The sequence below is a fragment of the Streptomyces sp. DSM 15324 genome (assembly GCF_001514285.1).
In the GTDB taxonomy this organism is placed as follows: Bacteria; Actinomycetota; Actinomycetes; order Streptomycetales; family Streptomycetaceae; genus Streptomyces.
In genome coordinates this window covers 544,441-568,201 of the sequence record NZ_KQ949027.1, presented here as the reverse complement: position 1 = coordinate 568,201, position 23,761 = coordinate 544,441, and the positions used below count along the sequence as shown (strand labels likewise).

The 23,761-nt window shown below is 71.4% G+C and carries 28 protein-coding genes; 22 read left to right on the top strand and 6 right to left on the bottom strand.

All coding sequences use genetic code 11. The annotated features are described in order from the left end of the window. Window positions 1–81 precede the first annotated feature (81 nt). Window positions 82–861: a response regulator transcription factor gene (locus AQJ58_RS19380; RefSeq protein WP_067251704.1), complete on the bottom strand. Its 780-nt coding sequence runs from the start codon at window positions 859–861 to the stop codon at window positions 82–84. 194 nt (window positions 862–1,055) lie between these two features. On the opposite strand from AQJ58_RS19380, the gene AQJ58_RS19375 reads away from it, so the two are divergent. From AQJ58_RS19375 to AQJ58_RS19345, 8 genes are all read left to right on the top strand, one after another. Then, complete coding sequence (locus AQJ58_RS19375) at window positions 1,056–1,892, top strand: alpha/beta hydrolase (RefSeq protein WP_199844616.1); 837 nt, start codon at window positions 1,056–1,058, stop codon at window positions 1,890–1,892. Window positions 1,893–2,024: 132 nt separating this feature from the next. Next, on the top strand, window positions 2,025–2,279 hold the full coding sequence (locus AQJ58_RS19370; RefSeq protein WP_067251701.1) for a MoaD/ThiS family protein: 255 nt from the start codon (window positions 2,025–2,027) through the stop codon (window positions 2,277–2,279). A 2-nt stretch (window positions 2,280–2,281) separates the two neighbouring features. Further along, on the top strand, window positions 2,282–3,511 hold the full coding sequence (locus AQJ58_RS19365) for a hypothetical protein (RefSeq protein WP_067251699.1): 1,230 nt from the start codon (window positions 2,282–2,284) through the stop codon (window positions 3,509–3,511). A gap of 119 nt (window positions 3,512–3,630) precedes the next feature. Beyond that, window positions 3,631–4,368: an LmeA family phospholipid-binding protein gene (locus AQJ58_RS19360; RefSeq protein ID WP_067251697.1), complete on the top strand. Its 738-nt coding sequence runs from the start codon at window positions 3,631–3,633 to the stop codon at window positions 4,366–4,368. A gap of 257 nt (window positions 4,369–4,625) precedes the next feature. Further along, window positions 4,626–4,709: a putative leader peptide gene (locus AQJ58_RS45895; protein ID WP_352348054.1), complete on the top strand. Its 84-nt coding sequence runs from the start codon at window positions 4,626–4,628 to the stop codon at window positions 4,707–4,709. Window positions 4,710–4,852: 143 nt separating this feature from the next. Continuing rightward, complete coding sequence (locus AQJ58_RS19355) at window positions 4,853–5,692, top strand: sulfurtransferase (protein WP_067251695.1); 840 nt, start codon at window positions 4,853–4,855, stop codon at window positions 5,690–5,692. A 68-nt stretch (window positions 5,693–5,760) separates the two neighbouring features. Further along, a complete protein-coding gene (locus AQJ58_RS19350; protein ID WP_020122955.1) occupies window positions 5,761–6,048 on the top strand; it encodes a DUF1416 domain-containing protein in 288 nt (95 codons plus the stop codon). Between the two features lie 159 nt (window positions 6,049–6,207). Continuing rightward, window positions 6,208–6,468 carry a DUF3099 domain-containing protein gene (locus AQJ58_RS19345; protein ID WP_067251694.1) on the top strand — a complete coding sequence of 87 codons (261 nt, stop codon included), beginning with the start codon at window positions 6,208–6,210 and terminating at the stop codon, window positions 6,466–6,468. A gap of 26 nt (window positions 6,469–6,494) precedes the next feature. Here the strand turns inward: AQJ58_RS19345 and AQJ58_RS19340 are convergent, their stop codons facing one another. Further along, window positions 6,495–6,857, bottom strand: coding sequence for a DsrE family protein (locus AQJ58_RS19340; RefSeq protein WP_067251692.1), 363 nt, complete (start codon window positions 6,855–6,857; stop codon window positions 6,495–6,497). Window positions 6,858–7,091: 234 nt separating this feature from the next. Between AQJ58_RS19340 and AQJ58_RS19335 the strand changes: the two genes are divergently transcribed. The 3 genes from AQJ58_RS19335 to AQJ58_RS19325 all read left to right on the top strand — a co-directional run bounded on the left by AQJ58_RS19335 (window position 7,092) and on the right by AQJ58_RS19325 (window position 9,261). Continuing rightward, a complete protein-coding gene (locus AQJ58_RS19335; protein WP_067251690.1) occupies window positions 7,092–7,667 on the top strand; it encodes a heme-binding beta-barrel domain-containing protein in 576 nt (191 codons plus the stop codon). A gap of 151 nt (window positions 7,668–7,818) precedes the next feature. Next, window positions 7,819–8,286: a Fur family transcriptional regulator gene (locus tag AQJ58_RS19330; protein WP_067251688.1), complete on the top strand. Its 468-nt coding sequence runs from the start codon at window positions 7,819–7,821 to the stop codon at window positions 8,284–8,286. Between the two features lie 9 nt (window positions 8,287–8,295). Next, window positions 8,296–9,261: a CAF17-like 4Fe-4S cluster assembly/insertion protein YgfZ gene (locus AQJ58_RS19325; RefSeq protein ID WP_067251687.1), complete on the top strand. Its 966-nt coding sequence runs from the start codon at window positions 8,296–8,298 to the stop codon at window positions 9,259–9,261. Window positions 9,262–9,274: 13 nt separating this feature from the next. Here the strand turns inward: AQJ58_RS19325 and dtd are convergent, their stop codons facing one another. Continuing rightward, window positions 9,275–9,700 carry a D-aminoacyl-tRNA deacylase gene (gene dtd, locus AQJ58_RS19320; RefSeq protein WP_067251685.1) on the bottom strand — a complete coding sequence of 142 codons (426 nt, stop codon included), beginning with the start codon at window positions 9,698–9,700 and terminating at the stop codon, window positions 9,275–9,277. 161 nt (window positions 9,701–9,861) lie between these two features. On the opposite strand from dtd, the gene AQJ58_RS19315 reads away from it, so the two are divergent. From AQJ58_RS19315 to AQJ58_RS19305, 3 genes are all read left to right on the top strand, one after another. After that, on the top strand, window positions 9,862–10,428 hold the full coding sequence (locus AQJ58_RS19315; RefSeq protein ID WP_067251683.1) for an RsiG family protein: 567 nt from the start codon (window positions 9,862–9,864) through the stop codon (window positions 10,426–10,428). 505 nt (window positions 10,429–10,933) lie between these two features. Then, on the top strand, window positions 10,934–12,175 hold the full coding sequence (locus tag AQJ58_RS19310) for a GNAT family N-acetyltransferase (RefSeq protein ID WP_067251681.1): 1,242 nt from the start codon (window positions 10,934–10,936) through the stop codon (window positions 12,173–12,175). A gap of 304 nt (window positions 12,176–12,479) precedes the next feature. After that, window positions 12,480–13,388 carry a winged helix-turn-helix domain-containing protein gene (locus AQJ58_RS19305; protein ID WP_234360099.1) on the top strand — a complete coding sequence of 303 codons (909 nt, stop codon included), beginning with the start codon at window positions 12,480–12,482 and terminating at the stop codon, window positions 13,386–13,388. Here AQJ58_RS19305 and AQJ58_RS19300 read toward each other — a convergent pair. Continuing rightward, window positions 13,378–13,572, bottom strand: a complete 195-nt coding sequence (locus AQJ58_RS19300) for a hypothetical protein (protein WP_067251678.1) — start codon at window positions 13,570–13,572, stop codon at window positions 13,378–13,380. The two genes, AQJ58_RS19305 and AQJ58_RS19300, sit on opposite strands and share 11 nt — an antisense overlap. Before the next feature lie 127 nt (window positions 13,573–13,699). On the opposite strand from AQJ58_RS19300, the gene AQJ58_RS19295 reads away from it, so the two are divergent. Then, window positions 13,700–14,599, top strand: a complete 900-nt coding sequence (locus tag AQJ58_RS19295) for a FadR/GntR family transcriptional regulator (protein ID WP_067251676.1) — start codon at window positions 13,700–13,702, stop codon at window positions 14,597–14,599. Beyond that, complete coding sequence (locus tag AQJ58_RS19290; RefSeq protein ID WP_234360098.1) at window positions 14,599–15,360, top strand: HAD family hydrolase; 762 nt, start codon at window positions 14,599–14,601, stop codon at window positions 15,358–15,360. The genes AQJ58_RS19295 and AQJ58_RS19290 overlap by 1 nt, the downstream gene beginning before the upstream one ends. On the opposite strand, the gene AQJ58_RS19285 is transcribed toward AQJ58_RS19290, so the two are convergent. Beyond that, the gene (locus AQJ58_RS19285) at window positions 15,351–15,533 is read right to left on the bottom strand and encodes a hypothetical protein (RefSeq protein WP_067251674.1); all 183 of its coding nucleotides are present in this window, start codon (window positions 15,531–15,533) and stop codon (window positions 15,351–15,353) included. The two genes, AQJ58_RS19290 and AQJ58_RS19285, sit on opposite strands and share 10 nt — an antisense overlap. A gap of 174 nt (window positions 15,534–15,707) precedes the next feature. Between AQJ58_RS19285 and AQJ58_RS19280 the strand changes: the two genes are divergently transcribed. The 5 genes from AQJ58_RS19280 to AQJ58_RS19260 all read left to right on the top strand — a co-directional run bounded on the left by AQJ58_RS19280 (window position 15,708) and on the right by AQJ58_RS19260 (window position 22,337). Next, window positions 15,708–16,577, top strand: coding sequence for a winged helix-turn-helix domain-containing protein (locus AQJ58_RS19280; RefSeq protein WP_067251673.1), 870 nt, complete (start codon window positions 15,708–15,710; stop codon window positions 16,575–16,577). A gap of 236 nt (window positions 16,578–16,813) precedes the next feature. Beyond that, window positions 16,814–18,958, top strand: coding sequence for a phosphotransferase family protein (locus AQJ58_RS19275; RefSeq protein WP_067251671.1), 2,145 nt, complete (start codon window positions 16,814–16,816; stop codon window positions 18,956–18,958). 66 nt (window positions 18,959–19,024) lie between these two features. Further along, window positions 19,025–19,657, top strand: coding sequence for a TetR/AcrR family transcriptional regulator (locus AQJ58_RS19270; protein WP_067251669.1), 633 nt, complete (start codon window positions 19,025–19,027; stop codon window positions 19,655–19,657). A 40-nt stretch (window positions 19,658–19,697) separates the two neighbouring features. Next, window positions 19,698–21,764, top strand: a complete 2,067-nt coding sequence (locus AQJ58_RS19265) for a HelD family protein (protein WP_107122081.1) — start codon at window positions 19,698–19,700, stop codon at window positions 21,762–21,764. A gap of 21 nt (window positions 21,765–21,785) precedes the next feature. Next, a complete protein-coding gene (locus AQJ58_RS19260; RefSeq protein ID WP_067251666.1) occupies window positions 21,786–22,337 on the top strand; it encodes an HAD domain-containing protein in 552 nt (183 codons plus the stop codon). Window positions 22,338–22,485: 148 nt separating this feature from the next. On the opposite strand, the gene AQJ58_RS19255 is transcribed toward AQJ58_RS19260, so the two are convergent. Continuing rightward, window positions 22,486–23,391 carry a DUF3152 domain-containing protein gene (locus AQJ58_RS19255; RefSeq protein ID WP_079079034.1) on the bottom strand — a complete coding sequence of 302 codons (906 nt, stop codon included), beginning with the start codon at window positions 23,389–23,391 and terminating at the stop codon, window positions 22,486–22,488. Between the two features lie 127 nt (window positions 23,392–23,518). Here AQJ58_RS19255 and AQJ58_RS19250 point away from each other — a divergent pair, with 127 nt between their 5' ends. Next, on the top strand, window positions 23,519–23,671 hold the full coding sequence (locus AQJ58_RS19250; protein WP_234360097.1) for a hypothetical protein: 153 nt from the start codon (window positions 23,519–23,521) through the stop codon (window positions 23,669–23,671). Window positions 23,672–23,761 lie beyond the last annotated feature (90 nt).

Below are 23,761 nucleotides of genomic sequence, written 5' to 3'. Positions count from 1 at the left end.
CACGTCCCTGTGCGGAAGCAATGCCTCCGCCGAGCGGATCCGGCCCGGTACCGGTGAGTAACCGAGAGGTACCGGCGAGTACTAGGCGTCCGCTGTGACCTCTTCGGCGCCGACGGCGACCGTGTTGTCCGGATCGTCCGCGTTTACCCGGCCGGCCTTGGCCTTCGCCTCGTCGCTCCCGCGCTCCGCCTTCTCGGGCGTAACGAATCGATAACCCACGTTCCGGACGGTGCCGATCAGCGACTCGTGCTCCGGGCCGAGCTTGGCGCGCAGCCGCCGTACGTGCACATCGACCGTGCGGGTGCCGCCGAAGTAGTCGTAGCCCCACACCTCCTGGAGGAGCTGTGCGCGGGTGAACACCCGGCCGGGGTGCTGGGCCAGGTACTTCAGCAGCTCGAACTCCTTGAAGGTGAGGTCGAGGACCCGGCCCTTCAGCTTCGCGCTGTACGTCGCCTCGTCCACCGACAGATCGCCGTTGCGGATCTCCATCGGGGAGTCGTCGTTGACGATCTGCTGGCGGCCCATGGCGAGCCGCAGCCGCGCCTCCACCTCCGCCGGGCCGGCGGTGTCGAGGAGGACGTCGTCGATGCCCCAGTCGGCGGTGACGGCGGCCAGGCCGCCCTCGGTGACGACCAGGATGAGCGGACAGCCCGGTCCGGTCGAGCGCAGCAGCTGGCACAGGCTGCGCACCTGCGGGAGGTCGCGCCGGCCGTCGATCAGGATGACGTCGGCGCCCGGGGTGTCGACGAGTGCGGGCCCCTCCGCCGGAGCGACGCGCACGTTGTGCAGCAGCAGGCCGAGGGCGGGCAGCACCTCGGTCGACGGCTGGAGGGCATTGGTCAGGAGCAGCAGAGAACTCATATGTCTGGTTCCTCCTCGGTCCCTGCGAGGACGTTTGCGGCACTACGGCACTGCGGCACTGCACTGCACGTTCCCGAAGGCCCCGTACACCCGCGGTCACCTGGAGTTTCCCGCTTCGTATACAACGCTTCCGAAAGCACAAAAGGACCCGGGGGCTACGCTGCCCGAGTCCTCTGCCCAGCAGAATAGCCCACATGAGCAACAGCCGGGCAGGTCATGTGGCCCGTTCCACCGTACGTCCGAACTATGAGACGGGCACCCGCACACCTTTGCGGACGTTTCGGCGCACCGTCGACGGTATTCCGATCGATTCCGTATACAACCCGGGTTCGGTCGTATACAACAGTGCGCCGCCATCCCCCGTTCACCCGGTGTTCGTGATCGCGCACGGCTTCACCGGCGACGCCGACCGCCCCCAGGTACGCCGGGTCGCCGAGGCCTTCGCGCGGTACGGGGCCGTCGTCACCTTCTCCTTCCGGGGCCACGGGCGCTCCGGCGGGCGTTCGACGGTCGGCGACAAGGAGGTCCTGGACCTGGAGGCCGCCGTCGCGTGGGCCCGCTCGCTCGGCCACGCGCGCGTGGTGACCGTCGGCTTCTCGATGGGCGGCTCGGTCGTGCTCCGGCACGCGGCCCTGCACCGGGGGGTGGACGCCGTCGTCTCCGTCAGCGCGCCCGCCCGCTGGTACTACCGGGGAACCGTCGCCATGCGCCGGGTGCACTGGCTGATCACCCGCCCCGAGGGCCGGCTGCTCGGTCGCTGGGGCTTCCGCACCCGTATCCACCACCGCGACTGGGACCCCGTACCGCTCTCCCCGACCGAGGCGGTCCCGCGGATCGCGCCCGCCCCGCTGCTGATCGTCCACGGCGACCGCGACGGCTACTTCCCCCTCGACCACCCCCGGATGCTCGCCGCGGCGGCGGGCGAACACGGCGAACTCTGGCTGGAACCCGGCATGGGCCACGCCGAGCACGCGGCCGACGACGCCCTGCTGGCCCGGATCGCGGACTGGGCGGTGGCCCGGGCGGGCTAGCCTGAACCCTGTCGGTGAACCGACGACGGACCGGCGAGACGACGGCCCGACGAGACGGCGGACCGACCGGGACGACAGAACAGACGACGGAACAACCGAGACGCCAGAACAACCGATCCGAGAAGGAACGCGATGCCCAAGGTCACGGTGCGCTACTGGGCGGCCGCCAAGGCCGCGGCCGGGGTCGACGAGGAGCCGTACGACGCGGACACCCTCGCCGAGGCCCTCGACGCCGCGCGTGTGCGACACCCCGGTGAACTCACGCGTGTGCTGCGGCGATGCTCGTTCCTGATCGACGGTGACCCCGTGGGCACCCGCGCACATGAGACGGTACGGCTGGCCGACGGCGGCACGGTCGAGGTGCTCCCGCCGTTCGCAGGAGGGTGAGGATGACCGACCAGCAGCCGTATCAGCAGTACCCGGGATACGACCAGCAGAACTGGCCCGCGCAGCAACAGGGCCACGACGACCCGCAGGCGCACCTCCAGTACACCCAGCAGTGGCAGGGCCAGACCTGGGAGACCAGCGTCCAGCCGCCGGTCACCGCGGACGCGCCGGGCGCGTACCCGGGGCACGCGGGGCCTGGGGGGCACGCGGGGCCCTCCGCGCCTGCGGGGCACGTGGGTCCCGCCGGGCCTGCACGTCACGCCGGGCAGCCTGGCCACCAGGGCTACCCCGGCCACCCCGAGCACCAGGGCTACTCCGCCCACCAGGCCTACGCAGGCCAAGCCGCCGCACCCGCCCAGCCCGAGGCGACCGCGGCCTTTGGTCCCGCCCAGCCCGAGGCGACCGCGGGCTATGGCCCCGCCCAGCCCGAGGCGGCCGCGGCCTACGGTCCCGCCACCCTCGCCGGCAACTCCCGGGTGACCGACGCCCAGCGGGCGCGGCTCGAAGGGCGTTCGCCGATCATCGAGCCCGGGATGCAGCCCGCCGCGCTCACCGCGCTGCTGGGCCTGCTCCTGTCCGGCGCGGCGGCCATCGGTTCGTACGCCCTGCTCGTGCCGCTCGTCGTGCTCCAGGCGGTGACGGCGGCCGGCTGGTTCCGGCTGAACGGCATGTGGCCCGCCCGGCAGGGCATCGCGCTCGCCTTCCTCGGCGCGCTGGTCTCGGACGCGGCGCTGCTCGCCGCCGGCCGGGGGAACGCGCCCGCCGCGATCCTCGGCACCCTCGGCGTGTGGGTGCTGCTCTGCCTGGTGCTCCAGCTCCGCTCGCACGCCGACCCCGACGAGCGGATGTACGGCCTGATGGCCACCATCGTCTCCGCCGCGCTGGCGATCACCGCGACCGGACACCTCGGCGCGGACCCCGACGCGGTGACCGTGGGTGCCGCGGCCGTCGCCGTCGCCGTCCTGGCCCGCGCGCTGCCGCTGCCGACCCCGGCCTCCGTCGTCGTCTCGCTGCTCGCCGCCGCGGGCGCGGGCATCGCGGTCGGCGGGGTGACCGGGATGGGCGCGCCGGGCGCGCTGCTCGGCGCGGGCGCCGCGGTGTGCGCCCTGATCGGCCACCGGGTCGCGAGCTACGACTACCCCTCCCGCTTCGTCCACTTCACCGCGGGCGTGGCCCTGCCCCTCGCGGCCGCCGCACCGGCGGTCTACGTGCTGGGGCGGGCGCTGGGCTAGACGGCATGGACTACGGGATGTAGGGGACGGCGTGTCACAGCTGATCGACAGTTCCGCGGTGTCCCTTGCCCCCAGGGTTACGGTGGGCCGCAAAGCGACCTGAACCGGGGGACACCTTCATGCGCGCGCTTCGCATACTGCTGATCATCGTCGTGGTCCTGGGGGGCCTCTTCGTCCTCGTGGACCGCCTCGCCGTCCACTTCGCCGAGGGCGAGGTGGCGGACAAGCTGAGGACCACCGAGGGTCTCGCCACCACCCCCGACGTGTCCATCAAGGGCTTCCCCTTCCTCACCCAGATGGCCGGCGGCTCGCTGGACGACATCGAGGTCGGCATCGAGGACTACGAGGCCGACACCGGCGTCAACGGGCAGAGCCTGCGCATCGACGACCTCCGGGCCGACATGAGGGGCGTCGCGTTCTCCGGCGACTACAGCTCGGCCACCGCCACCACGGCCTCCGGCACGGCGACCGTCGCCTACGACGAGCTGCTGAAGACCGCCAAGTCCGAGGAGACCCGGGTCGCGCCCGGACTCACCGCCGAGGTCGTCGGCCTCTCCGACGGCGGCAACGGCAAGATCAAGGTCACCGTCGAGGCGACCGTCCTGGGCGTGAGGCTCAAGAACCCCGTCTCCGTGCTGAGCTCGGTCAGCGTCGAGGGCGACACCGTGCGGGTGCACGCCGACTCGCTTCCCGACTTCCGCGGGGTGACGGCCGCCGAGAGGGAGGTCCGCACCGTCACCGACTTCCGGCAGAAGATCGAGGGGCTGCCCGGCGGCATCACTCTCGACAAGGTGCAGGCGGGCAGGGACGGTGTGGAGATCACGGTGAAGGGTTCGAACGTCCGGCTCGCCGGGTAAGCGCCCCTGGTGCCGGGATGTCCGTGACAGGCGTCTGAGAGACGCCTGTAGAGAGACGTCTGTAGAGAGACGTCCGAGAGAGCGTTCCGACAGGCGAGACGCCGCCGTCCGAACCGTAGATGTGGCGAGCAATACATGAGCCCCGAGCCCCTGCGGGGACGCCCTGGCGCCTCCTCCGTCCCGACATCTGGACGATCGCATCTCATCATCCGGCCCGCTGGTGACACGCCTGCCTGTCCGTCCCTACGATCGACGGCATGATGCAGCGACAGGCGGATCTCACGAAGCGGCGGGCAGTAGACCTGTGCCGCGTCGCCGCCATGCTCTGTCGCACCGTCTGACAGCGGAAGCGCCGCCGGCCTTCCGCGCCTCCCGGCGCCCTCGAACCGAGGGCATCCGTGCGCCGGCCGCCGGCGAGCCCCGGCCGCGCACCCCTCTTCTTTCTTGCACACCCCCGCCGCAACTGCCCCGGAGGAGAACGAGCATGAGCCGCAGCGAAGTCCTGGTCGATGCCGACTGGGTCGAGGCCAACCTCGACAACGCCGACATCGCCATCGTCGAGGTCGACGAGGACACGTCGGCCTACGAGAAGAACCACATCCGCAACGCCATCCGGATCGACTGGACCCAGGACCTCCAGGACCCGGTCCGCCGCGACTTCATCGACCAGGAGGGCTTCGAGAAGCTCCTGTCGGCGAAGGGCATCGGCAACGACACCCTGGTGATCCTCTACGGCGGCAACAACAACTGGTTCGCCTCGTACGCGTACTGGTACTTCAAGCTCTACGGCCACGAGAACGTCAAGCTCCTCGACGGCGGCCGCAAGAAGTGGGAGCTGGACGCCCGCGAGCTGGTCGACGAGGTCCCGGTGCGCGCCGAGACCACGTACACCGCCAAGCCGCAGAACACCGCCATCCGCGCCTTCCGTGACGACGTCGTCGCCGCGATCGGCTCGCAGAACCTGGTCGACGTCCGGTCGCCCGACGAGTTCTCCGGCAAGCTGCTCGCCCCGGCCCACCTGCCGCAGGAGCAGTCCCAGCGCCCGGGCCACGTCCCGACCGCGCGCAACATCCCGTGGTCGAAGAACGCCAACGACGACGGCACCTTCAAGTCGGACGACGAGCTCAAGGAGCTCTACGCCGCCGAGCAGGTGGACCTCTCCAAGGACACCATCGCCTACTGCCGCATCGGCGAGCGCTCGGCCCTGACCTGGTTCGTCCTGCACGAGCTGCTCGGCGTCGAGAACGTCAAGAACTACGACGGCTCCTGGACCGAGTACGGCTCCCTGGTCGGGGTGCCGATCGAGCTCGGCGCCAACAAGTAACCCACCCAGCCCGCAAACCCGACCGACCGGCCTTCCTTCCGTCCGGTCAGACCCCGATGGAGAAAGACATGTGTGGAGCGAAGGCCGGCGGCCCGGACGCCTCGACGATCAAGCCCGGTGAGACCACGATCCAGGGCCAGGTGACCCGCGACGGCGAGCCCGTCGTCGGTTACGTCCGGCTGCTGGACTCGACCGGCGAGTTCACCGCGGAGGTCCCCACCTCCGCCACGGGCCAGTTCCGCTTCTACGCGGCCGAGGGCACCTGGACCGTCCGCGCCCTCGTCCCCGGCGCCACCGCCGACCGCACGGTCGTCGCCCAGCAGGGCGGACTCGCCGAGGTCGCGATCGCGGTCTGAGACCGCAGGGCTCGGCGGTCTGTGACGGACGCCGACAGGTCTGACGACGGTCCGAGGACGTCTGACGACGTCTGACGACCGTATGACGGTGTAAGGCCGGAAGGGCCGTATCCCTCGTGGGGTACGGCCCTTCCGGCCGCCCGGACCTACGCTGGAAGCATGTACGCGCGCCGGCGCCACCTCTACTTCGCGATGATGGGCACCTGCATCGGCCTGTTCGTCCTGGCCTGGGCCGTTGTGCGCATCTGGTCCGTGCCGGTGGCGGTCGGCATGTGCGTGGTCGCCATGGTCATCCCGCCGCTCGCGGCGATGGTCGCCAACCGGCGCGGCCCGGAGGACCGCTGGTGGGACGACCCCTCCGGCGACCCGGAGTCCGACGAGTGGTGGGACGAACTGGACGGCAGGAAGCGCCGCCCGTAGCCGTCGGGGGACGCCGCCCTCAGCCGTCAGTAGACGAGGGCCTGGGCGCCGTCGGCCAGGGCCTCCTGCACGAACACCTGCGCACCCGCGATCCGTACGCCCTCGATGACGTCCTTCTCCGTGATGTCCCGCCGGGCCGCGCACTGCGTGCAGAGCGTGAGCCGCCCGCCGGCCAGGACGGACTCCAGGAGATCCGGCAGCGCGGCGGAGTGCGGCAGCTCGAATTCCGCGGCCCGGCCCGGCAGCGCGAACCACGCGGACTCCCCGGTCAGCCACAGCGACACCTCGACCCCGCTGGCCACGGCCACCGCCGCGACCGTGAACGCCTGCGAGCACCGCTCGGGGGCGTCGGCCCCGGCGGTCACCTTGATCACGAGCTTCTTCGCCATGGCCGCATCGTAATCAGCTCCCTCGCACAGGGGGCCGGTCCCCGGCCGCGTAAGCTGGGGGCCGGCCCTGTGTACGTACGGAACAACCACGCTCATCCGAGGAGCACCCCGTGGAGATCTTCTTCGAAACCCTGCTGGTCCTGGTCTGCGTCGGTGTCCTCGCCTTCGCCGCCCTGACCGTGAAGAAGCTGTACCAGGGCCAGCGCTGACCCACCGATCCAGGAACTGCCAACCATGATCGAGATCCCGTCCGACCTCCACAAGGACCTCGTCCCCCTCGCCTTCCTGCTGGGCACCTGGGCGGGCGCCGGGGTGCACGACTTCCCGGGTGCGGAGAAGTGCAACTTCGGCCAGGAGGTCACCTTCGGCCACGACGGCCGTGACTTCCTGGAGTACCGGTCCCACACCTGGGTCCTGGACAGCGACGGCAACAAGGTCCGTCCCCTGGAGTCCGAGTCCGGCTTCTGGCGTATCGACGGCTCCCGCAAGGTCGAGGTGACGATGACCCGCGACGACGGCGTCATCGAGATCTGGTACGGCGAGATGGCCGACAAGAAGCCGCAGATCGACCTGTTCACGGACGCCGTCGCCCGCACGGCCGCCTCCCGCCCCTACACCGGCGGCAAGCGGCTCTACGGCTACGTCAAGAGCGACCTGATGTGGGTCGGGGAGAAGCAGACCCCCGAGGTCGAACTGCGCCCCTACATGTCGGCCCACCTGAAGAAGGTCGTCACGCCCGAGGACGTCGAGCGCTGGGCCAAGGCCCTCCCCGACGACATGCCGGACGACGGCATCGCGTTCTTCAAGTAGGTCTTCCGCCCCGACACAGCGTCCTGCAACCGAACGCGCTCCGGCGGGCAGGGCCATACGTCCAGTACGCGGGCGGGGTCACGTCCTCGGACACCGGGGGGTTCTGCCGGCTGAGCCGTGATCAGGATGAACCCGGCCTAAACTGGGGAGTGTGGTGAGCACCGACTGGAAGAGCGACCTCAGGCAGCGCGGCTACCGGCTGACGCCGCAGCGGCAACTCGTGCTGGAAGCCGTGGACACCCTGGAGCACGCGACCCCCGACGACATCCTCACGGAAGTGAAGAGGACGGCGTCGGGGGTCAACATTTCCACCGTCTACCGGACCCTGGAGCTCCTGGAGGAGCTGGGCCTGGTCAGCCACGCCCATCTGGGGCACGGCGCGCCGACGTACCACCTCGCCGACCGGCACCACCACATCCACCTGGTCTGCCGGGACTGCGAGAACGTGATCGAGGCGGATGTGCAGGTGGCCGCCGAGTTCACCGCCAAGCTGCGGGAGAGCTTCGGCTTCGAGACGGACATGAAGCACTTCGCGATCTTCGGCAGGTGCCGGGACTGCACGTCGAAGGCCGTGGCGGACGGACGTTCGGCTGCCAGGAGTTCCATTACCGAGTCGTAGGCTTGGCACATGAAGAGCCCTCTGCTGTCCCTGCCCGGCGCCGTCCCCGCCGAGGGCGTGGACGAAGGTGTCGCCGCCCACTACGGCGACCTGTTCCGTGAGCAGCGCGCCCTCGCCGACGGCACCGGTTTCGTCGACCTCTCGCACCGCGGGGTCGTCACCGTCACCGGTGAGGACCGTCTGAGCTGGCTGCACCTGCTGCTCACCCAGCACGTCAGCGACCTCCCGGCCGGCGAGGCCGCCGAGGCCCTGATCCTCTCCGCGCACGGCCACATCGAGCACGCGCTCTACCTCGTCGACGACGGCACCACGGTCTGGGCCCACGTCGAACCCGGCACCCAGGAGGCGCTCCTCGCCTACCTGGAGTCGATGAAGTTCTTCTACCGGGTCGAGGTCGCCGACCGCACCGCCGACACGGCCGTCGTGTACCTCCCCGCCGGCTCCATCGCCGAGGTGCCGGAGGGTGTCGTCGTCCGCGAGACCCCGTACGGCCGGGATCTCTTCCTCCCGCGCGCGGACCTGGAGTCGTACGCCGACAAGACGGGCCCCGCGGCCGGGATCCTCGCCCATGAGGCGCTGCGCGTCGAGCAGTACCGCCCCCGCGTCGGCTTCGAGACCGACCACCGCACCATCCCGCACGAGCTGGGCTGGATCGGCACCGCGGTCCACCTCCAGAAGGGCTGCTACCGCGGCCAGGAGACGGTCGCCCGCGTCCAGAACCTGGGCAAGCCGCCCCGCCGCCTGGTCTTCCTGCACCTCGACGGCAGCGAGGTCCACCTGCCGCCCCACGGCACGGAGCTGCGGGTCGCCGACGAGGCCCCCGACGGCCGCAAGATCGGCTTCATCACGACCTCGGTACGCCACCACGAACTGGGCCCCGTGGCCCTGGCCCTGGTGAAGCGGAACGTCCCCGTGGACGCCCCGCTGATGGCCGGTACGACGGCGGCGGCCCAGGAGACGGTGGTCGAGCCCTAGGAGGGCCGACGCCTCAGATCTCCAGGAGCACGGTGAAGGGGCCGTCGTTCGTCAGCGACACCCGCATCCGCGCCCCGAACCTGCCGGTCGCGACGGTGGCCCCCAGCGCCCGCAGCTGCGCCACGACCTCCTCGACCAGGGGCTCGGCGACGGGCCCCGGCGCGGCGGCGTTCCAGGTGGGCCGCCGTCCCTTGCGCGCGTCGCCGTACAGGGTGAACTGGCTGATCACCAGCAGCGGGGCGTCGATGTCACTGCACGACTTCTCCTCGTGCAGCATCCGCACCGACCACAGTTTGCGGGCGAGCTGGGCCGCCTTCTCCTTGGTGTCCTCGTGCGTCACCCCCACCAGCACGCACAGGCCCTCGCCGACGATCTCCCCGACCGTCTCGCCGTCCACGACCACACTCGCGCCGTCCACCCTCTGCACCACAGCTCGCATGCGGACATCATGCCGGGTGCCCCGCACGGACTCGCGGAGGGCCCAATTTTGATCCTTTAGGCCCTGTCTGGGGCCGTTCGGGGGGACTCGGTCACCTCGCGGCGACTTGGGGTGGCACGATGCTTTCCACCACACGCCGGTCGAGGGGACGGTAGAGGGACATGAGCACACCGAGTACCGAGCGGCTGGAGACACACCGGCCGCCCGCCCAGCGCGGCGAGAGCACCGGGCCGCCCGCGGAACCTCCGGGGCCCGAGCTGGCCCGGCTCAGCCTGCCCGAGCTGCGCACCCTGCGCCAGGGCGCCCAGCGCGACGAGGCGGACCTGAGCTACGTACGACGATTGTTGCAGGGCCGGATCGACATCCTGCGCGCGGAGCTGGCCCGCCGTTCCCCGTCGGGCGCCGCGTCGGTCGTCGAACGCCTCCCGGAGATCCTCACCGACGCCCCTGCCCGCCACCGCTCCTCGGCGCGGCACGTCACCCTGGGCACCCCGCACAGCGAGGAGTACGGCCGCCTCGCCGCCGACATGCTCGCCGACGTCGAGCTCTCCGACCTCGACGCCCGCACCGACCCGGAGCTGCACGCGGCGATGGCCCGACTGGTCGGCTACGAACAGCAGGTCTCCCGCCGCCGCCAACACCTCCAGCGCACCGCCGACGACTGCGGAGCGGAAATCACCCGCCGCTACCGCGAGGGCGAGGCCCAGGTGGACGACCTGTTGGTGTGACATCGCGGGCGGGTGGGCCTCGCCGCGCGGCTGGCCTCCCCGGGCGGTGGCCTTGCGTGGGGATGGCCTCGCTGGCCAGCTGCCTCACGGGCGGATAGGCCTCTCCGGGCGGGTGGTCTCGCCGGGCGGGTGGTTTCGGCGGGCGGGTGGCTTCGGCGGGCGGGTGGTTTCGCCGGGCGGATCGGCTCGCGGGCGGATCGGCTCGCGGGGCGGCTGGCCTTGCCGGGCGGACGGCTTCGTGGGCGTGTGGTCTCGTCAGGCGGATGGGCCTCGCCAGGGCGGCCGACCTCGCGGGGGCGGATGGGCTCGCCGGGGGGCCGACCGGTGGCAGACCTCATCGGACAGATGCCTCGCCGGGCTGATGACCTCCTGGGCGTCCAGCCACGCGCCCCGGTCCCACGGGGCGTGCCCCTCCCGGCGGCGGTCGGAGGGCAGAAAGTGCGGGCAGAGGGCGGAGGGGTGAAAATCTGGCGACACCCGCTCCCGCCCTGCCTACCGTGGCCCCATGGACGTCCGCCCTCTCGCCGACCACGAACTCCCCGCCTGGATGCGCGCCCTGAACACGGGCTTCCTGCGTCCCCCGGCCGTCACCGAACAGGCCGTCGCCGCCCGGCGGGCCACGCTCGGTGACTCGCGGCTGACCGGCGCCTTCGACGCCGACACCTGTGTGGCCACCTTCCGTTCCTTCCCGCAGGAACTCACCGTCCCGGGCGGCGCGCTCGTCGCCGCGGACGCCATCTCCAACGTCGCCGTCCTGCCGACCCACCGCCGCCAGGGCCTCCTCACGCGGCTGATGGCCGACGACCTCGCGGCCGCGAAGGACCGCGGGGACGTCGTGGCGACCCTCATCGCCGCCGAGTACCGCATCTACGGCCGGTACGGCTTCGGCCCCGCCACCACCATGACCGAGTGGACGATCGACGTACCAAGGGCCGGCTTCGACCCCCGCCACCCGGTCCCGCTGGCCGGCGGCCGTATCGACCTGGTGGACGGCGCGGAGGTCCGCAAGCTCGGGCCCGTCCTGCACGAGCGACTGCGCCGCGGTCAGCCGGGTGCCGTCAGCCGCCACGAGCACTGGTGGGACATGAACACCGGGGTGATCCACCTGCACGGCGAGGACGGCTGGACCGAGCCGTTCTACGCGGTGTACCGCTCGGCGGACGGCGAGGTCGAGGGGCTGGTGTCGTACCGGGCGGACGACCACTGGACGGACGCCAAGCAGCCGCGGAACACGGCCTCGGTGAACTGGCTGCTCTCGGTGACCCCGGCCGCCGCCCGTGCCCTGTGGCACTACCTGTGCTCCGTCGACTGGATCACCCGGGTGAAGTCGGGCTGGCGCTCCCCGGACGACGTGCTCCCCCTGCTGCTGCCCGACCCGCGGGCGGCGAGCGTCACCACCCAGGCGGACTGGCTGTGGGTGCGGCTCCTGGACGTCGCGGAGGCCCTGGCGGCACGGTCGTACGACACGGCGGGCGCCCTGGTCCTGGAGGTGGTCGACGGGTCCGGCCCGGCCGGGGGCCGCTTCCTGCTGGACGCGGCCCCCGACGGCGCCTCCTGCGCGCGGACGACCCGCGACGCCGATCTCACGCTGGACGTGGCCGAGCTGGCGTCCCTGTGGCTCGGTGACGAGTCGGCGGTACGACTCGCGGCGCTGGGCCGGCTCCGGGAAGAACGAGCGGGCGCCGCCCGGGGGGCCGACGCCCTGCTGCGTACGTCCGGGCGACCGTGGTGCCCGGACCTGTTCTGACGCTCCTTTCGACGTCCGGCGGCGGGGAAGGTGGTGGTGCATCCGTAGCTGTTCGGTTGTGGCTGTGCGGCGATCTGAAGTTGTGGCTGTGCGGCGTTCTGAAGTTGTGGCTGTGCTCAGGTGTCGGCTTCGCGGGCTCCCGGCTCCCCTCCGGATGGGAGTCCGACCGGCCAACCGTCCGGAAGTTTGACCATGTTGTTGAAGTTGGCTGCCAACTTCACTGTACTTATGTCCGCTTGGAAGCGTCCTATAACCATCTCTCTGAGAACTGCCACAAGATGGCGGGAAGTTGTACTGTTCCTTCGTGGAGCCGGAACATGCCCCCGTCAACCGACAGGGGAGAGCGGGGCGGCCCCAGCCCTCGCACCGCGAGGTGGCCGACGAGCTGCGCACCCGGATCAGGACCGGAGTGCTGCGGCCGGGCGAACGCATGCCCACGCAGGCCAGGTTGGCGGACGAGTTCGGGGTGGAGCGGGGGGCCGTACGCCAGGCGCTGCGCATTCTGCAGTCGGAGCACCTGCTCACCAACGTCTCCAAGGGAAGCCCGGCCACGGTCGCCCCGCCGCCGGGCGCGGCCGGCCCGCCGATGGGTCCGCAGGCGGTCCCGCAGCCGTCCATGGTGGGTCTGCCCCCGCGGATGACCGAGGCCTTCGCGGCCCAGCATGTCCAGGTCGACGCCCTCTGCCTCACGGCGGTCTCACTGACGGCGGCGATCGGCGAGCCGCTGCGCCGGATCCACGCCGGACAGCTGAAACCGGCCAAGATCGACGTCCGGGTCCTGCTGCCCTCCCGGAACATCGACCTGGCGTTCCCCGCGGCGGTGGACACCTCTGCCACCGAGCGGCTCCAGCGGCACTGGCTGGCCCACCGCAACGCGCAGGGGCAGGTGCTGCGGCACAATCTGCTGAGCCTGCGCTCCACGCACGGCATCGATGTCAGCGTCACCTTCCGCGCGCTGCCGTTCACCCCGCCCGTGAAGCTGTACCTGCTCAACGGCACGGACGCGCTGTTCGCGTACTACACGGTGCGGCTGCGCGAGGAGACGATCGACCAGGAGAACCTGGAGTTGTACGACGCCGAGGGCACGCGGTCGGTGCTGTTCGCCTTCGAACAGGGCTCCGGGCCGCGCGACTCGGCGTTCGTGGAACAGTCCCAGCTGTGGTTCGACGCGCTCTGGGAGACGATCAGCTCGGAGCTGCTGCTCACGAGCTGACGGCGGGTCCGGTGGCCACGAGGGCGAGGACCACTGCGCCGACCGAGCTGAGGGCCGGGCTCCTGACCTTGATCCCGACGCTGAGCAGCAGCAGTCCCACGGCGCCGGTGGTGCCGTACTTCCACTGGATGGCCTGCTCGACGCCGACGACGAAGGCGGCGGAGACGAGGGTGAGGACAGGCATGGCGTTCCCCCCTTCTTCGCCAACTCGATCGAGTTGGCAACCAACTCTAAATTTGTTGTCCCCACTTGGTACCAACTCCTAAACAACTTCCAGGCAACTCCCCATAGATGGATCTAAGTTGTAGCGTTTGGTCGTGACCCAGGAGAACGTGGCGGAGAACACGGCAGTGAACACGGCAGTGAACGGCAGCAGAAGGTCGCCCAGGGAGATCGCCGACGTCCTGCGGCGGCGCATCCGCTCCGGTGAACTCAAGGCCGGCGACCGCCTGCCCACCCAGGCCGAACTCGCCGACGAGTTCGGGGTGGAGCGCGGCGCCGTACGCCAGGCCCTGCGCGAACTCCAGCTCGACGGCCTCCTCACCCACGTCAGCAAGGGCAGCCCGCCGCGGATCGCCGAACCGCCCGCGCCCGGTCACGACGAGCCCCAGCGCACCATGGTCGGCCTCGCCCCCCGCCTCATCGAGGCGTTCTCCGCCCCGCACGTCCGCATCGACGCGGCCTGCCTGACGGCCGAGAGCCTGATCCCCGCCCTGGGCGAGCCCCTGCGCCTCATCCACGCGGGCGTGCTGCACCCCCGGAAGATCGACGTCCGGATCCTCCTGCCCTCCCGCCGCATCAATCTGGCCTTTCCCGTCCCGGTGGAGGGCCGCAGCGACGACGACCCGGTCCACCAGCGCTGGCTGGCCATGCGCAACGCCCAGGGCCACGTCCTGCGCCACAACCTCCAGACCCTGCGCTCCCACGGCATCGACGTCGACATCACCTTCCGCGCCCTGCCGTTCACCCCGCCCGTGAAGCTGTACCTGCTCAACGGCACGGAGGCGCTGATGGCGTACTACATGGTCGAGCGCCGGGCGGAGGACACCGACACCGGACCGCTCGACATGTACGACGTCCTCGGCACGGAGTCGCTGCTGTTCTCCTTCCAGTCCTCGGCCGGTCCGCGCGACACCGCGTTCGTCGAGGAATCCCAGAAGTGGTTCAACGCCCTCTGGGAAACCATCACGACGGACCTGACACTCTCCTAGTGACTTCTGATACGACGCGGACTGAACAGGCGGCAGCCGACACCGACCACACCCAGGGAAACGGAACCGCAGATCTGCGGGAGCTGATCGCGCGTACGAGGGTCGTCCTGTGGGACTTCGACGGCCCCATCTGCCGGCTCTTCGCCGGCCACTCGGCGGAGGACGTGGCCGACGGACTGGTGGAATGGCTCGAAGGGCGGGGCCTGCACCATCTGCTGACGGAGTCGGAGCGGGAGTCGCTGGACCCGCACGTCGTCCTGCGCGCGGTGGACCGCCTGCGGCCCGGCAGCGACCTGGTCGCGGAGCTGGAGGAGCGCCTCACCCAGGAGGAGCTGCGGGCCGCCTCCTCGGCGATGCCCACGGCCTGGGCGGACCCCCTGATACGCACCTGGACCGCCCTGGGCCTGCGCCTGGCCATCACCACCAACAACTCCCCCCGCGTGGTCGCGAAGTACCTCACCGGCAGGGGCCTCACCTCCTGCTTCACCCCGCACGTCTACGGCCGTACGCAGGAACTCCACCTGCTCAAGCCCCACCCGCACTGCCTCCAGCGCGCCCTGCGCGCCACGGGCTCCGCCCCCGACACCGCCCTGATGATCGGCGACACCCCCTCCGACTTCCTCGCCGCCCGCGAGGCCGGCGTCCCCTTCCTGGGCTACGCGCGTAACGAACGCAAGGAGAAGCTGTTGCGGGGCGCGGGGGCGACGGTGGTGGTGAACTCGCTGGAGACGGTGCTGCGCGTGGCCAGAGGTCAGGCCTGACTGGCGAGCACCACGAGCAGCACGGCCGCCGTGCCGGCGAGGCCGTGGTGACGTGCGCGGATGCCCACGGCGAGCAGGAGCACGAGGGCCGGTCCCAGCGGGCCGAGTCTGGCCTGCGCCAGGCTCCCCAGGGCGACGCTCAACAACTCCCGGGACGCGGCTAAAAGGAGCATGCCATTCCACCTCCATACAACTGTCAGTGAAGCTTTCATATGTCGGTCCAATTGGACTGGTTGCCTTGAATCGGATGTGCCCTGTCCGATTGATCCCTTAACCAGCAGGCCAATTCGACCTGCTAGTTGACTGAAAGTGGTTTGTCGGAAACCGCGCGGCGGTACGGTCGCGGTGTGGGAGATCGTCAGAGTGACAGCGGCGGCAGGGAATTCCACCGGGTCGCCGACGAGTTGCGCGCCCGCATGGCCGACGGGCTGTACCCGGTGCGCTCGTTCCTGCCGTCCCAGCGTGAGCTGGCCGAGGAACTGGGCGTCTCCCGGGACACCGTGCAGCGCGTCCTGCGCGTCCTCGGCAACGAGGGCTGGATCGAGTCACGGCAGGGCAGCGGCTCGCGCGTGATCAGGACGCCCCGGATACCGACCCCGACGCACAGGGTCGGCCGGCAGCGCCGGACGGTGACCCTGGGCCCTCTGATCGGCGAGGCCTTCGAGCAGCCCGAGGTCACCCTCGACGTCTACACCCTGACGTCCGAGTCCCTCGACGCGCACATCCGCCTGCAGGCGGAGCGCATCCACCTGCAGGCCATCGCACCGCAGCGCATCACCCTGCGCCTGCTGCTGCCCGGCCGCGACCAGGTCCTGCCCTATCCACGGGTGAAGGACGACAGCAGCGACGGGCGGCTCGGGAACCGGCTGCACGACATCACCGACCGGCACACGGCCTCGTTGCGGGGTCTGCTCACCGACCTGCGGACCGACGGACTCGTTCCCTCGATCGACCTCAGGATCCGATACGCCCCCCTGGTCCCGGCGTTCAAGCTCTACCTCCTCAACGGCACCGAGGCCCTGCTGGGCCCCTACGAGGTGGTCGAGCGCCAGATCGAGCTGCCGTCCGAGGAGATCGTGAACGCCCTCGACGTGCTGGGCCTCGGGGCCACGCTCACTCATCACGTCAAGGACGACGACCCCAACTCGGTCGGCACGGTCTTCGTCGACACCTGGCAGGCGTGGTTCGACTCGGTCTGGAACCTGCTCGCCGAGTGACCACGGCTTTCACCGGTTTCCGCGGGGGAGCGTGCGCTAGCATGCGCCAACATCAAGCGAGCAACCGCTCCCGTCCGTACGTATGAGATGGCGTACAAGCCACCATCGAACGGCCTCACTGAAGAGTGGCAGGCCACCCATGACGGCCACTCCCATGTCACTCGGGCCGCCTTTCGCATTTTCCGGCATCCCTGTTGCCGTACCCGTTCAACCGTGCGAGTTCCTCGGAGCTGCAAGTGGCCGACCCCAGCGCCGCCCTTCGGACTTTCGTCGAGAAGGCGGAGTCGGAGAAGGTGTCCAGCGGACACCACAACCTGAATTACGTCGTCGAGGTGACCGACGACGTGGCCGGCCTCCTGGGCCGCAAGGCCGGCACCCGGGTGACCGTGCGCATCCGGCGTGCCGACGCCCTGCGCGTGGTGATCAGGACCTGGCAGGACGAGCCCGCGATCCTGGAGGCCGTGGGAAGCGTGTTCGAGGACGCGCCCCTGTGCCTGGCGCGCCGGCCGGACTTCGCGATCCACAGCCATGTGGAGGGCGTCCCGCTCTCCACGGTCTGCGGAAACGGTAAACCGGTCGACACCCTGCTGGTGAAGGCGATGGCCGAGCTGCTGGCCCGGATGTCCCGGGTGCGTCCTCCGGCGCTGCCTGCCGAATGGCCCGCCCAGCACAACGGCAGCCAGGCCTTCCTGCGGTGGCTGGTGAGGCTCGCCGACGAGCAGATCCGGGTGCCCAACTGGGACGAGTACGGTGGCCTGTTCATCGCTCTGGGCATCCGGGAGGACGCCCTGCTCGCGCTGGCCGACCGGATCCCCCCGATGACCCGGCGGCCGTACAGCCTGCTCCACGCGGACCTGCACCGGGACAACCTGATCATCCCCTACGACGGCAGTCCGCCCCTGGTCTGCGTCGACTGGGAACTCGCGACCTACGGCGATCCCCTGCACGATCTCGCGACGCATCTGGTGCGCATGCAGTACCCGCCCCACCAGTGGGCCGAAGTGATCGACGCGTGGGTGGAGGCCATGCGGGTGATGCGCCCCACCGCGGTCCGGGGCATCGCGAACGACCTGCGCCACTACCTGGATTTCGAGCGGGCGCAGTCGGTCTACCCGGACGTGATACGGGCCGCGCGGTCGCTCCAGGACGCGTTCACCCAGAAGCGCCTGGACCTGGCGACGGCGGAGGTGAGCCGGGCCCTGGGCGCCGCGAAGGAACCGCTCGGCCTCGACGACGTCCCGAAGAAGAAGGAGATCGAGCGGGCCCTGTGCCGCTGGCTGATGTCACGCGGCGGCGGCATAAAGGCCGGCGAGTGGATCGCGCCCGCCTACCACTGGGACCCGGACCCGGACTTCCCTGAACCGTCCGACTTCCCCGCGTCCGACGTGCACGAGGCCCTGCTGGCCGAGGGGGGCGCACCGGCGTCCCGGGTGTTCAAGGGGGCCGCGCACCTCAACACCGTCGTCCGGATGCCGGGAAACCGCGAGCCGGTGGTCGTGCGGCGCATACTGCCCGACGTCTGCCGCAGGGAGCCCGTCTACCTCAAGGAACATGTCGTCCTGCGGGCGATTCACGCGTCGAACGCGAAGGTCGCCGCGCCTCGGGTGCTCGCCCTGGGGACCAGCTACAAGGACGACCGCTTCGCCGTGCACACCTACGTCGGCTCGGCGGACCGCCCGTGGCCCAGCCATCCGGTGGACGGTCTGCTCCCGCACGAGGCGGACGCCCTGGTGGATCAGCTGTGCGAGCTGACGAAGGTCGACACCGGCACGGTGGGCTGGAACGCCGGTGGCCTCGACTTCCACGAGTGGCTGAAGCGGCAGCTCGTCGCCCTGGTACGCGATCTGCCGAAGGAGACGCTGCAACTGGCCCGCGCGCTCGGACTGCCCGACCACGTCCGGCTCGGCGAGATCCTGTCCGGGCGGCAGATGACCCGTCGGCCGTCCGTACTGCTGCACGGTGACCTCAATCCGTGGAACCTGGTGCGCCGAGACGACGAGCTGGTCCTGACCGTCATCGACTGGGAGATGGCCCTCGTCGGGGATCCCCTCTACGACCTGGTCCGGCACATGCATCTGACGCCGACCCGGCCCGAGATCAGGAAACGCATGTTCTGGCGCTGGAAGACGCGGCTGCCGGAGGAGTACACGGTCGACTGCCGCCGGGACGCGCGGGTCTACGGGCACCTCGAGGTCGTCCGCTCGGCCTATGTCGACCTCGACCGCCTGGTCACCCGGGCGAGCCTGGACGCTCCCAACGTCCGCCGTGCCGTGGACTCCTACGACGCCACCCTGTCGGCGGCCATGGCGGCGCTCGGTCTGCCGGTCCCGCACACCTCGAACCCCTATCTGGCCAGGGCCCTGGCCCGACGCAGGAGATAGTGGCGCCGGGCGGCGGCGGGAAGCGGCGGCGGGAAGCGTACGGCGACGGCGCCGTACGCTCACCCCATGAGCGACCCCGGGCTGCGTGAGCGCAAGAAGCGGCGGATGTACCAGGCCGTGTCGGACACCGCCGTGCGGATGTTCCTGGAGCGGGGCTTCGACGCCGTGTCCGTCGCCGAGGTGGCCGCCGCGGCCGACATCTCCAAGCCGACCCTCTTCCGGTACTTCCCGGCCAAGGAGGACCTCGTCCTGCACCGGATCGCCGACCACGAGCGGGAGGCCGCCCGGGTGGTGGAGGACGGACGGGCCGAGGGGGTCGCGCCGCTCGTCGCCCTGCGCCGGCACTTCCTGGCGGGGATCGCCGCCCACGACCCGATCACCGGGCTCAACGACCACCCGGCCGTCCGCGCCTTCTACGACCTCCTCTACGGCACCCCGTCCCTGGTCGCCCGGCTCCACGCGTACCTGGAGCGTTCCGAGGCCGCCCTCGCCGAGGTGCTCGGCGGCGACCTCGCGGCACGGCTGGCCGCCGGGCAGATCATCGCCGTACGACGCATCCTCGCCGAGGAGAACTGGCGCCGGATCTCGGCCGGGGAGCCGGTGGAGGACGTGCGCGAGGAGGCGGCCCGGGCGGCCGAGCGGGCGTTCGCGACGCTGGAGGCGGGGATGCCGTACCTCGCCTCTGGTGTTACTCAGTAAAGTATTTAACTCGGTTACGGACTTCGCTATCCTCGGTCGCATGACGTCTGCCGAGCCGGCCCCGCCTGCCGTGACGGAACCCGATCACGGCCTCGACACCGCCCTGCGCCGGGAGCGCGCCCACCACGACACCTGCCGCGCCGCCCTCGCCGCCATGGTCGACGGCGCCGACCTCCAGGTCGTCATCGGCGAGGACGTCTCCGCGTCCGGCGCCGACGCCGAAGTCCTCGGCCACGGGCTGCGCAGCCGCGCCAAGGCCCTGCGCGAACTCCCCGAAGGACCGCTCTTCTTCGGCCGCATCGACCTCGCACAGGGCGGCGCGCACCACATCGGCCGGCTGCGGATCAGCGAACACCCCGCCGCCCCGCCCCTGGTCGTCGACTGGCGCGCCCCCGTCTCCCGCGCCTTCTACCAGGCGAGCGCCCGCGCCCCGCAGGGCGTGACGGTACGGCGGCGGTTCGGATGGGCGCCCGGCAGCCGCGGCGACTCCGCCGACCTGACCGGCCTGGAGGACGAGCACCTCACGGGCGGCGGGCCGGCCGCGGGCCCCGGCGGCCTCCTCCTCCGGGAGCTCGAGAGGCCCCGAGTCGGCCCCATGCGGGACATCGCCGCCACGATCCAGCCCGAGCAGGACGACCTCGTGCGCGGCGGCCTCACCGACTCGGTCTGTGTGCAGGGCGCCCCCGGCACCGGCAAGACCGCCGTCGGCCTGCACCGGGCCGCCTACCTCCTCTACACCCACCCGCAGCGCGTCAAGCGCGGCGGCCTGCTGATCCTCGGCCCCAACCGCACCTTCCTCTCCTACATCGCCGAGGTGCTGCCCTCCCTCGGCGAGACCGGCGTACGGCAGTCGACCCTCGTGGACGAGATCGCCCGGCACCCGGTCACCGGCACCGACACCGAACAAGCCGCCGCCCTCAAGCACGACCCCCGGATGGCCGAGGTGCTGCGCCGGGCGGTGTACGGCCGGGTGACGGCCGGCCGCGCCGAGGACCTGGCCGTACCGGACGGGACCTACCGCTGGCGGATCACGGGGGACCGGCTCACCGACATCGTGGGCGCGGTGCTCGCCGAGGAGCCGCCGTACGAGGTCGGACGGGAACGGGTCCGCAGCCGGATCGTGCGCCGGCTCCTCACCCAGGCGGAGCGGCGCGGCGGACCGCCCCCGGCCGCCTGGCTGCGGCGGATCGAACGGGCGCGGGCGGTGAGCGCCTGCGTGGAGGAGCTCTGGCCCCGGCTGCGGCCGGAGGAGGTGCTGGCCGGGCTGCTGGCCGACGCGCAGGCGCTGGCCCGGGCGGCCGACGGGCTGCTGGAGCCGGCCGAGCAGGAGGCCCTGCTCTGGGCCCGGCCGCCACGCTCACCGAAGTCCGCACGCTGGTCGGCCGCCGACCTCGTCCTCCTCGACGAGATCGCCGGGCTCCTCGAACACCCCCGGGGCTACGGCCATGTCGTCGTCGACGAGGCCCAGGACCTCTCGCCGATGGAGTGCCGGGCCATCGCCCGCCGGGTCCCCTTCGGCTCCCTCACCGTGCTCGGCGACCTCGCCCAGGGCACCACGGCGTGGGCGGCGCGCTCCTGGCGGGTCCAGATGACCCACCTGGGCAAGCCCGACGCGACGGTCGTCCCGCTCACCACCGGCTTCCGGGTCCCCGGCGCCGTCCTCGCCCTCGCGGGCCGGCTCCTCGCCCGCCTCGACACGGACGTCCCCGCGGCCCGCTCCCTGCGCCACGACGGCACCGTCCGCATCCGCCGCGCCCCGGACGGCGGCCTCACCGCCACGGTCCTCGCCGCCGTACGCGACGCCCTCACCCACGACGGCTCGATCGGCGTCATCACGCCGGACACCGAGACCCCCCGCATCCGCGAGGCCCTCACCGCCGCCGGGCTCGTCCCGCCGAACGGCCGGGTGACGGTCATCGGCGCCACCCTCGTCAAGGGCCTCGAATACGACCACGTCGTCGCCGTGGAACCGACCACGATCGCCGAGTCCGAGCAGCGCGGCCTCAACCGCCTGTACGTCGTCCTGACCCGCGCCGTGTCCCGCCTGGACGTGGTCCACGAACGTCCGGAGCTGCCCTGGGGCGCGGAAGAGACCGCCGCGGGCTGATCGCGGGCTCATCCTTGAAGGATGCCGCCACTGCTCTTCCTCGACGTCGACGGGACGCTGATCCCGTTCGGTGGACCGGGTCCCTACCGGGAGTACGGCACCTCGTCCCACCCTCTGCTGCCCCGCCTGGACCCGGCCCTGGGGCCCCGGCTGCTCGCGCTGGGCTGTACACCGGTCTGGGCGACCACCTGGCTGGACGAGGCGAACGAACTGCTCTCTCCCTGGCTGGGGTTGCCCCCGCTGGGCGTGGTCGACTGGCCGGAGGACGCAGAGGTGCCGGCCGGGCGGTGCGGTGCCGCTCTCCACTGGAAGACGCGGGTGCTGGTCGAGCGGGCCGCGGGGCGGCCGTTCGTCTGGCTCGACGACGAGATCGGTGACGCCGACCGCGCCTGGGTGCGGGCGCACCATCCGGGCCCGGCGCTGCTGCGCCGGATCGACCACCGGTACGGGGTCGGGGAGGAGGACTTCGCGGCTGTGCGGGCGTGGGCCGCGGAAGCGGACCGGGGCGGGTGGCGCGGGCGCGCCTCAGGAGCGCAGCGCGTCGACGGGCTCCATGCGGGAGGCCCGGAGTGACGGGTGGAGACCCGCCAGGAGCCCGACGAGCGCCCCGGCGACCGGGGCGCCGAGGGCGAGCCGGCCGTCCACGGCCATGGTCTGGCCGCTGACGTCCCCCGGGGCCACCACGTCGTTCGCCCGTACCTGGACGCTCGCGGCGGGCCCGCTACGCGGGCGGTCCGGAGACGAGGTCGCCGTTCTCGTCGTAGGGCCAGGCGTTGGCGACACAGCCGTGCAGGCCCTTGATCTGCTGCATCATCACGGGGGCGAGCCGCCCGGGACCCGCACAGCCCTGGTGCGTGTAGTCCAGGAAGTGCCCCATCTCGTGGTTCACGATCAGCGCCCGGTACTCGTGGATCGGACCGTCGAACGTGGGCGAGCCCTGCACCCAGCGCTTGAGGTTCACCACCACGCCGTCGGGAACCTCGCAGTTGTACTCGCCGTGCGTGTCCTGGCGGATGCCCGCCCAGCACAGGGCGTCCGCGGTCCCCGGTGTCGCGATCTTCACCTTGAGGTCATAGGGCTGCCCCGCGCTCACCAGCTGGAACGAGGTCGTCCCGTTCCGGGTCCAGCCCCGGGGCGCGCCGAGGATGTCGGCGATCTCGCTAGCCGCCCGGTCCGGCGAGATGCCGAGCCCCGTCTCGACCTGCACCACATAGCGGAGCGGACGCGCTCCCCGACCGGCCTTGGCGCCACGGGCCCGCGCGGTGACGAAGGTGCCGGGCCCCGCGGCGGGCACGTCGATCCCGGAGGAGGCCGGGGTCGAGGCCGGTGTCGAAGGCGGTGTCGACGGCGGCGCAGGCGTCGGTGTCGCGGGTGGAGTCCGGGTCGGGGTGGGGCTCGTGGTGGGGCTCGTGGTGGGCGCCGTGCCGCGCGGGCGCGGCGCGGAGGCCGTCGTGCCCCCTCGTCCACCGTCCACCAGGAAGAACGCCGTGGAGCCCAGCAGACCGACCGTCACCAGTGCGGCGGCCAGGTGGGTCCGGCCCCGGCGCCGCGGACCTCCCCGGCGGTGGGAGGGCCGGTGGCGGCCACCGGTGGGCGGTGCGGAGTCCCGCTCTCGTACCGAATGCATGGCAGCTCAAGCTGGCCATGTCACATGATCGCGCCGAGCTCAAACTGTCACGGGACAGTAACGACGGTGTCCGTCCGCCACCGCCTCCGTCGTGGCCACCTCCTGCCGGCCTCGGTGTCCACGAGCGGTGGCCACGCCTCCCGACCCACGAGCGGTTCGCGAGTACGCCGAACGCCATGAGCGGGCCGCGCTCGTGGCCAAGCACTTCCATGCCGCCCAGCAGTGGGACTACGAGAGCTGGCAGCAGCGCCGCGTCGAAGACAAGCAGGGTGGCGCGTGATCCACTACCTGCTCGACTCCTCGGGTCTGTGGCGCCTCCTGCGCGAGGAGCAGCTGAGGGACGCGTGGCTGGAGACCACCACCCTCCGGG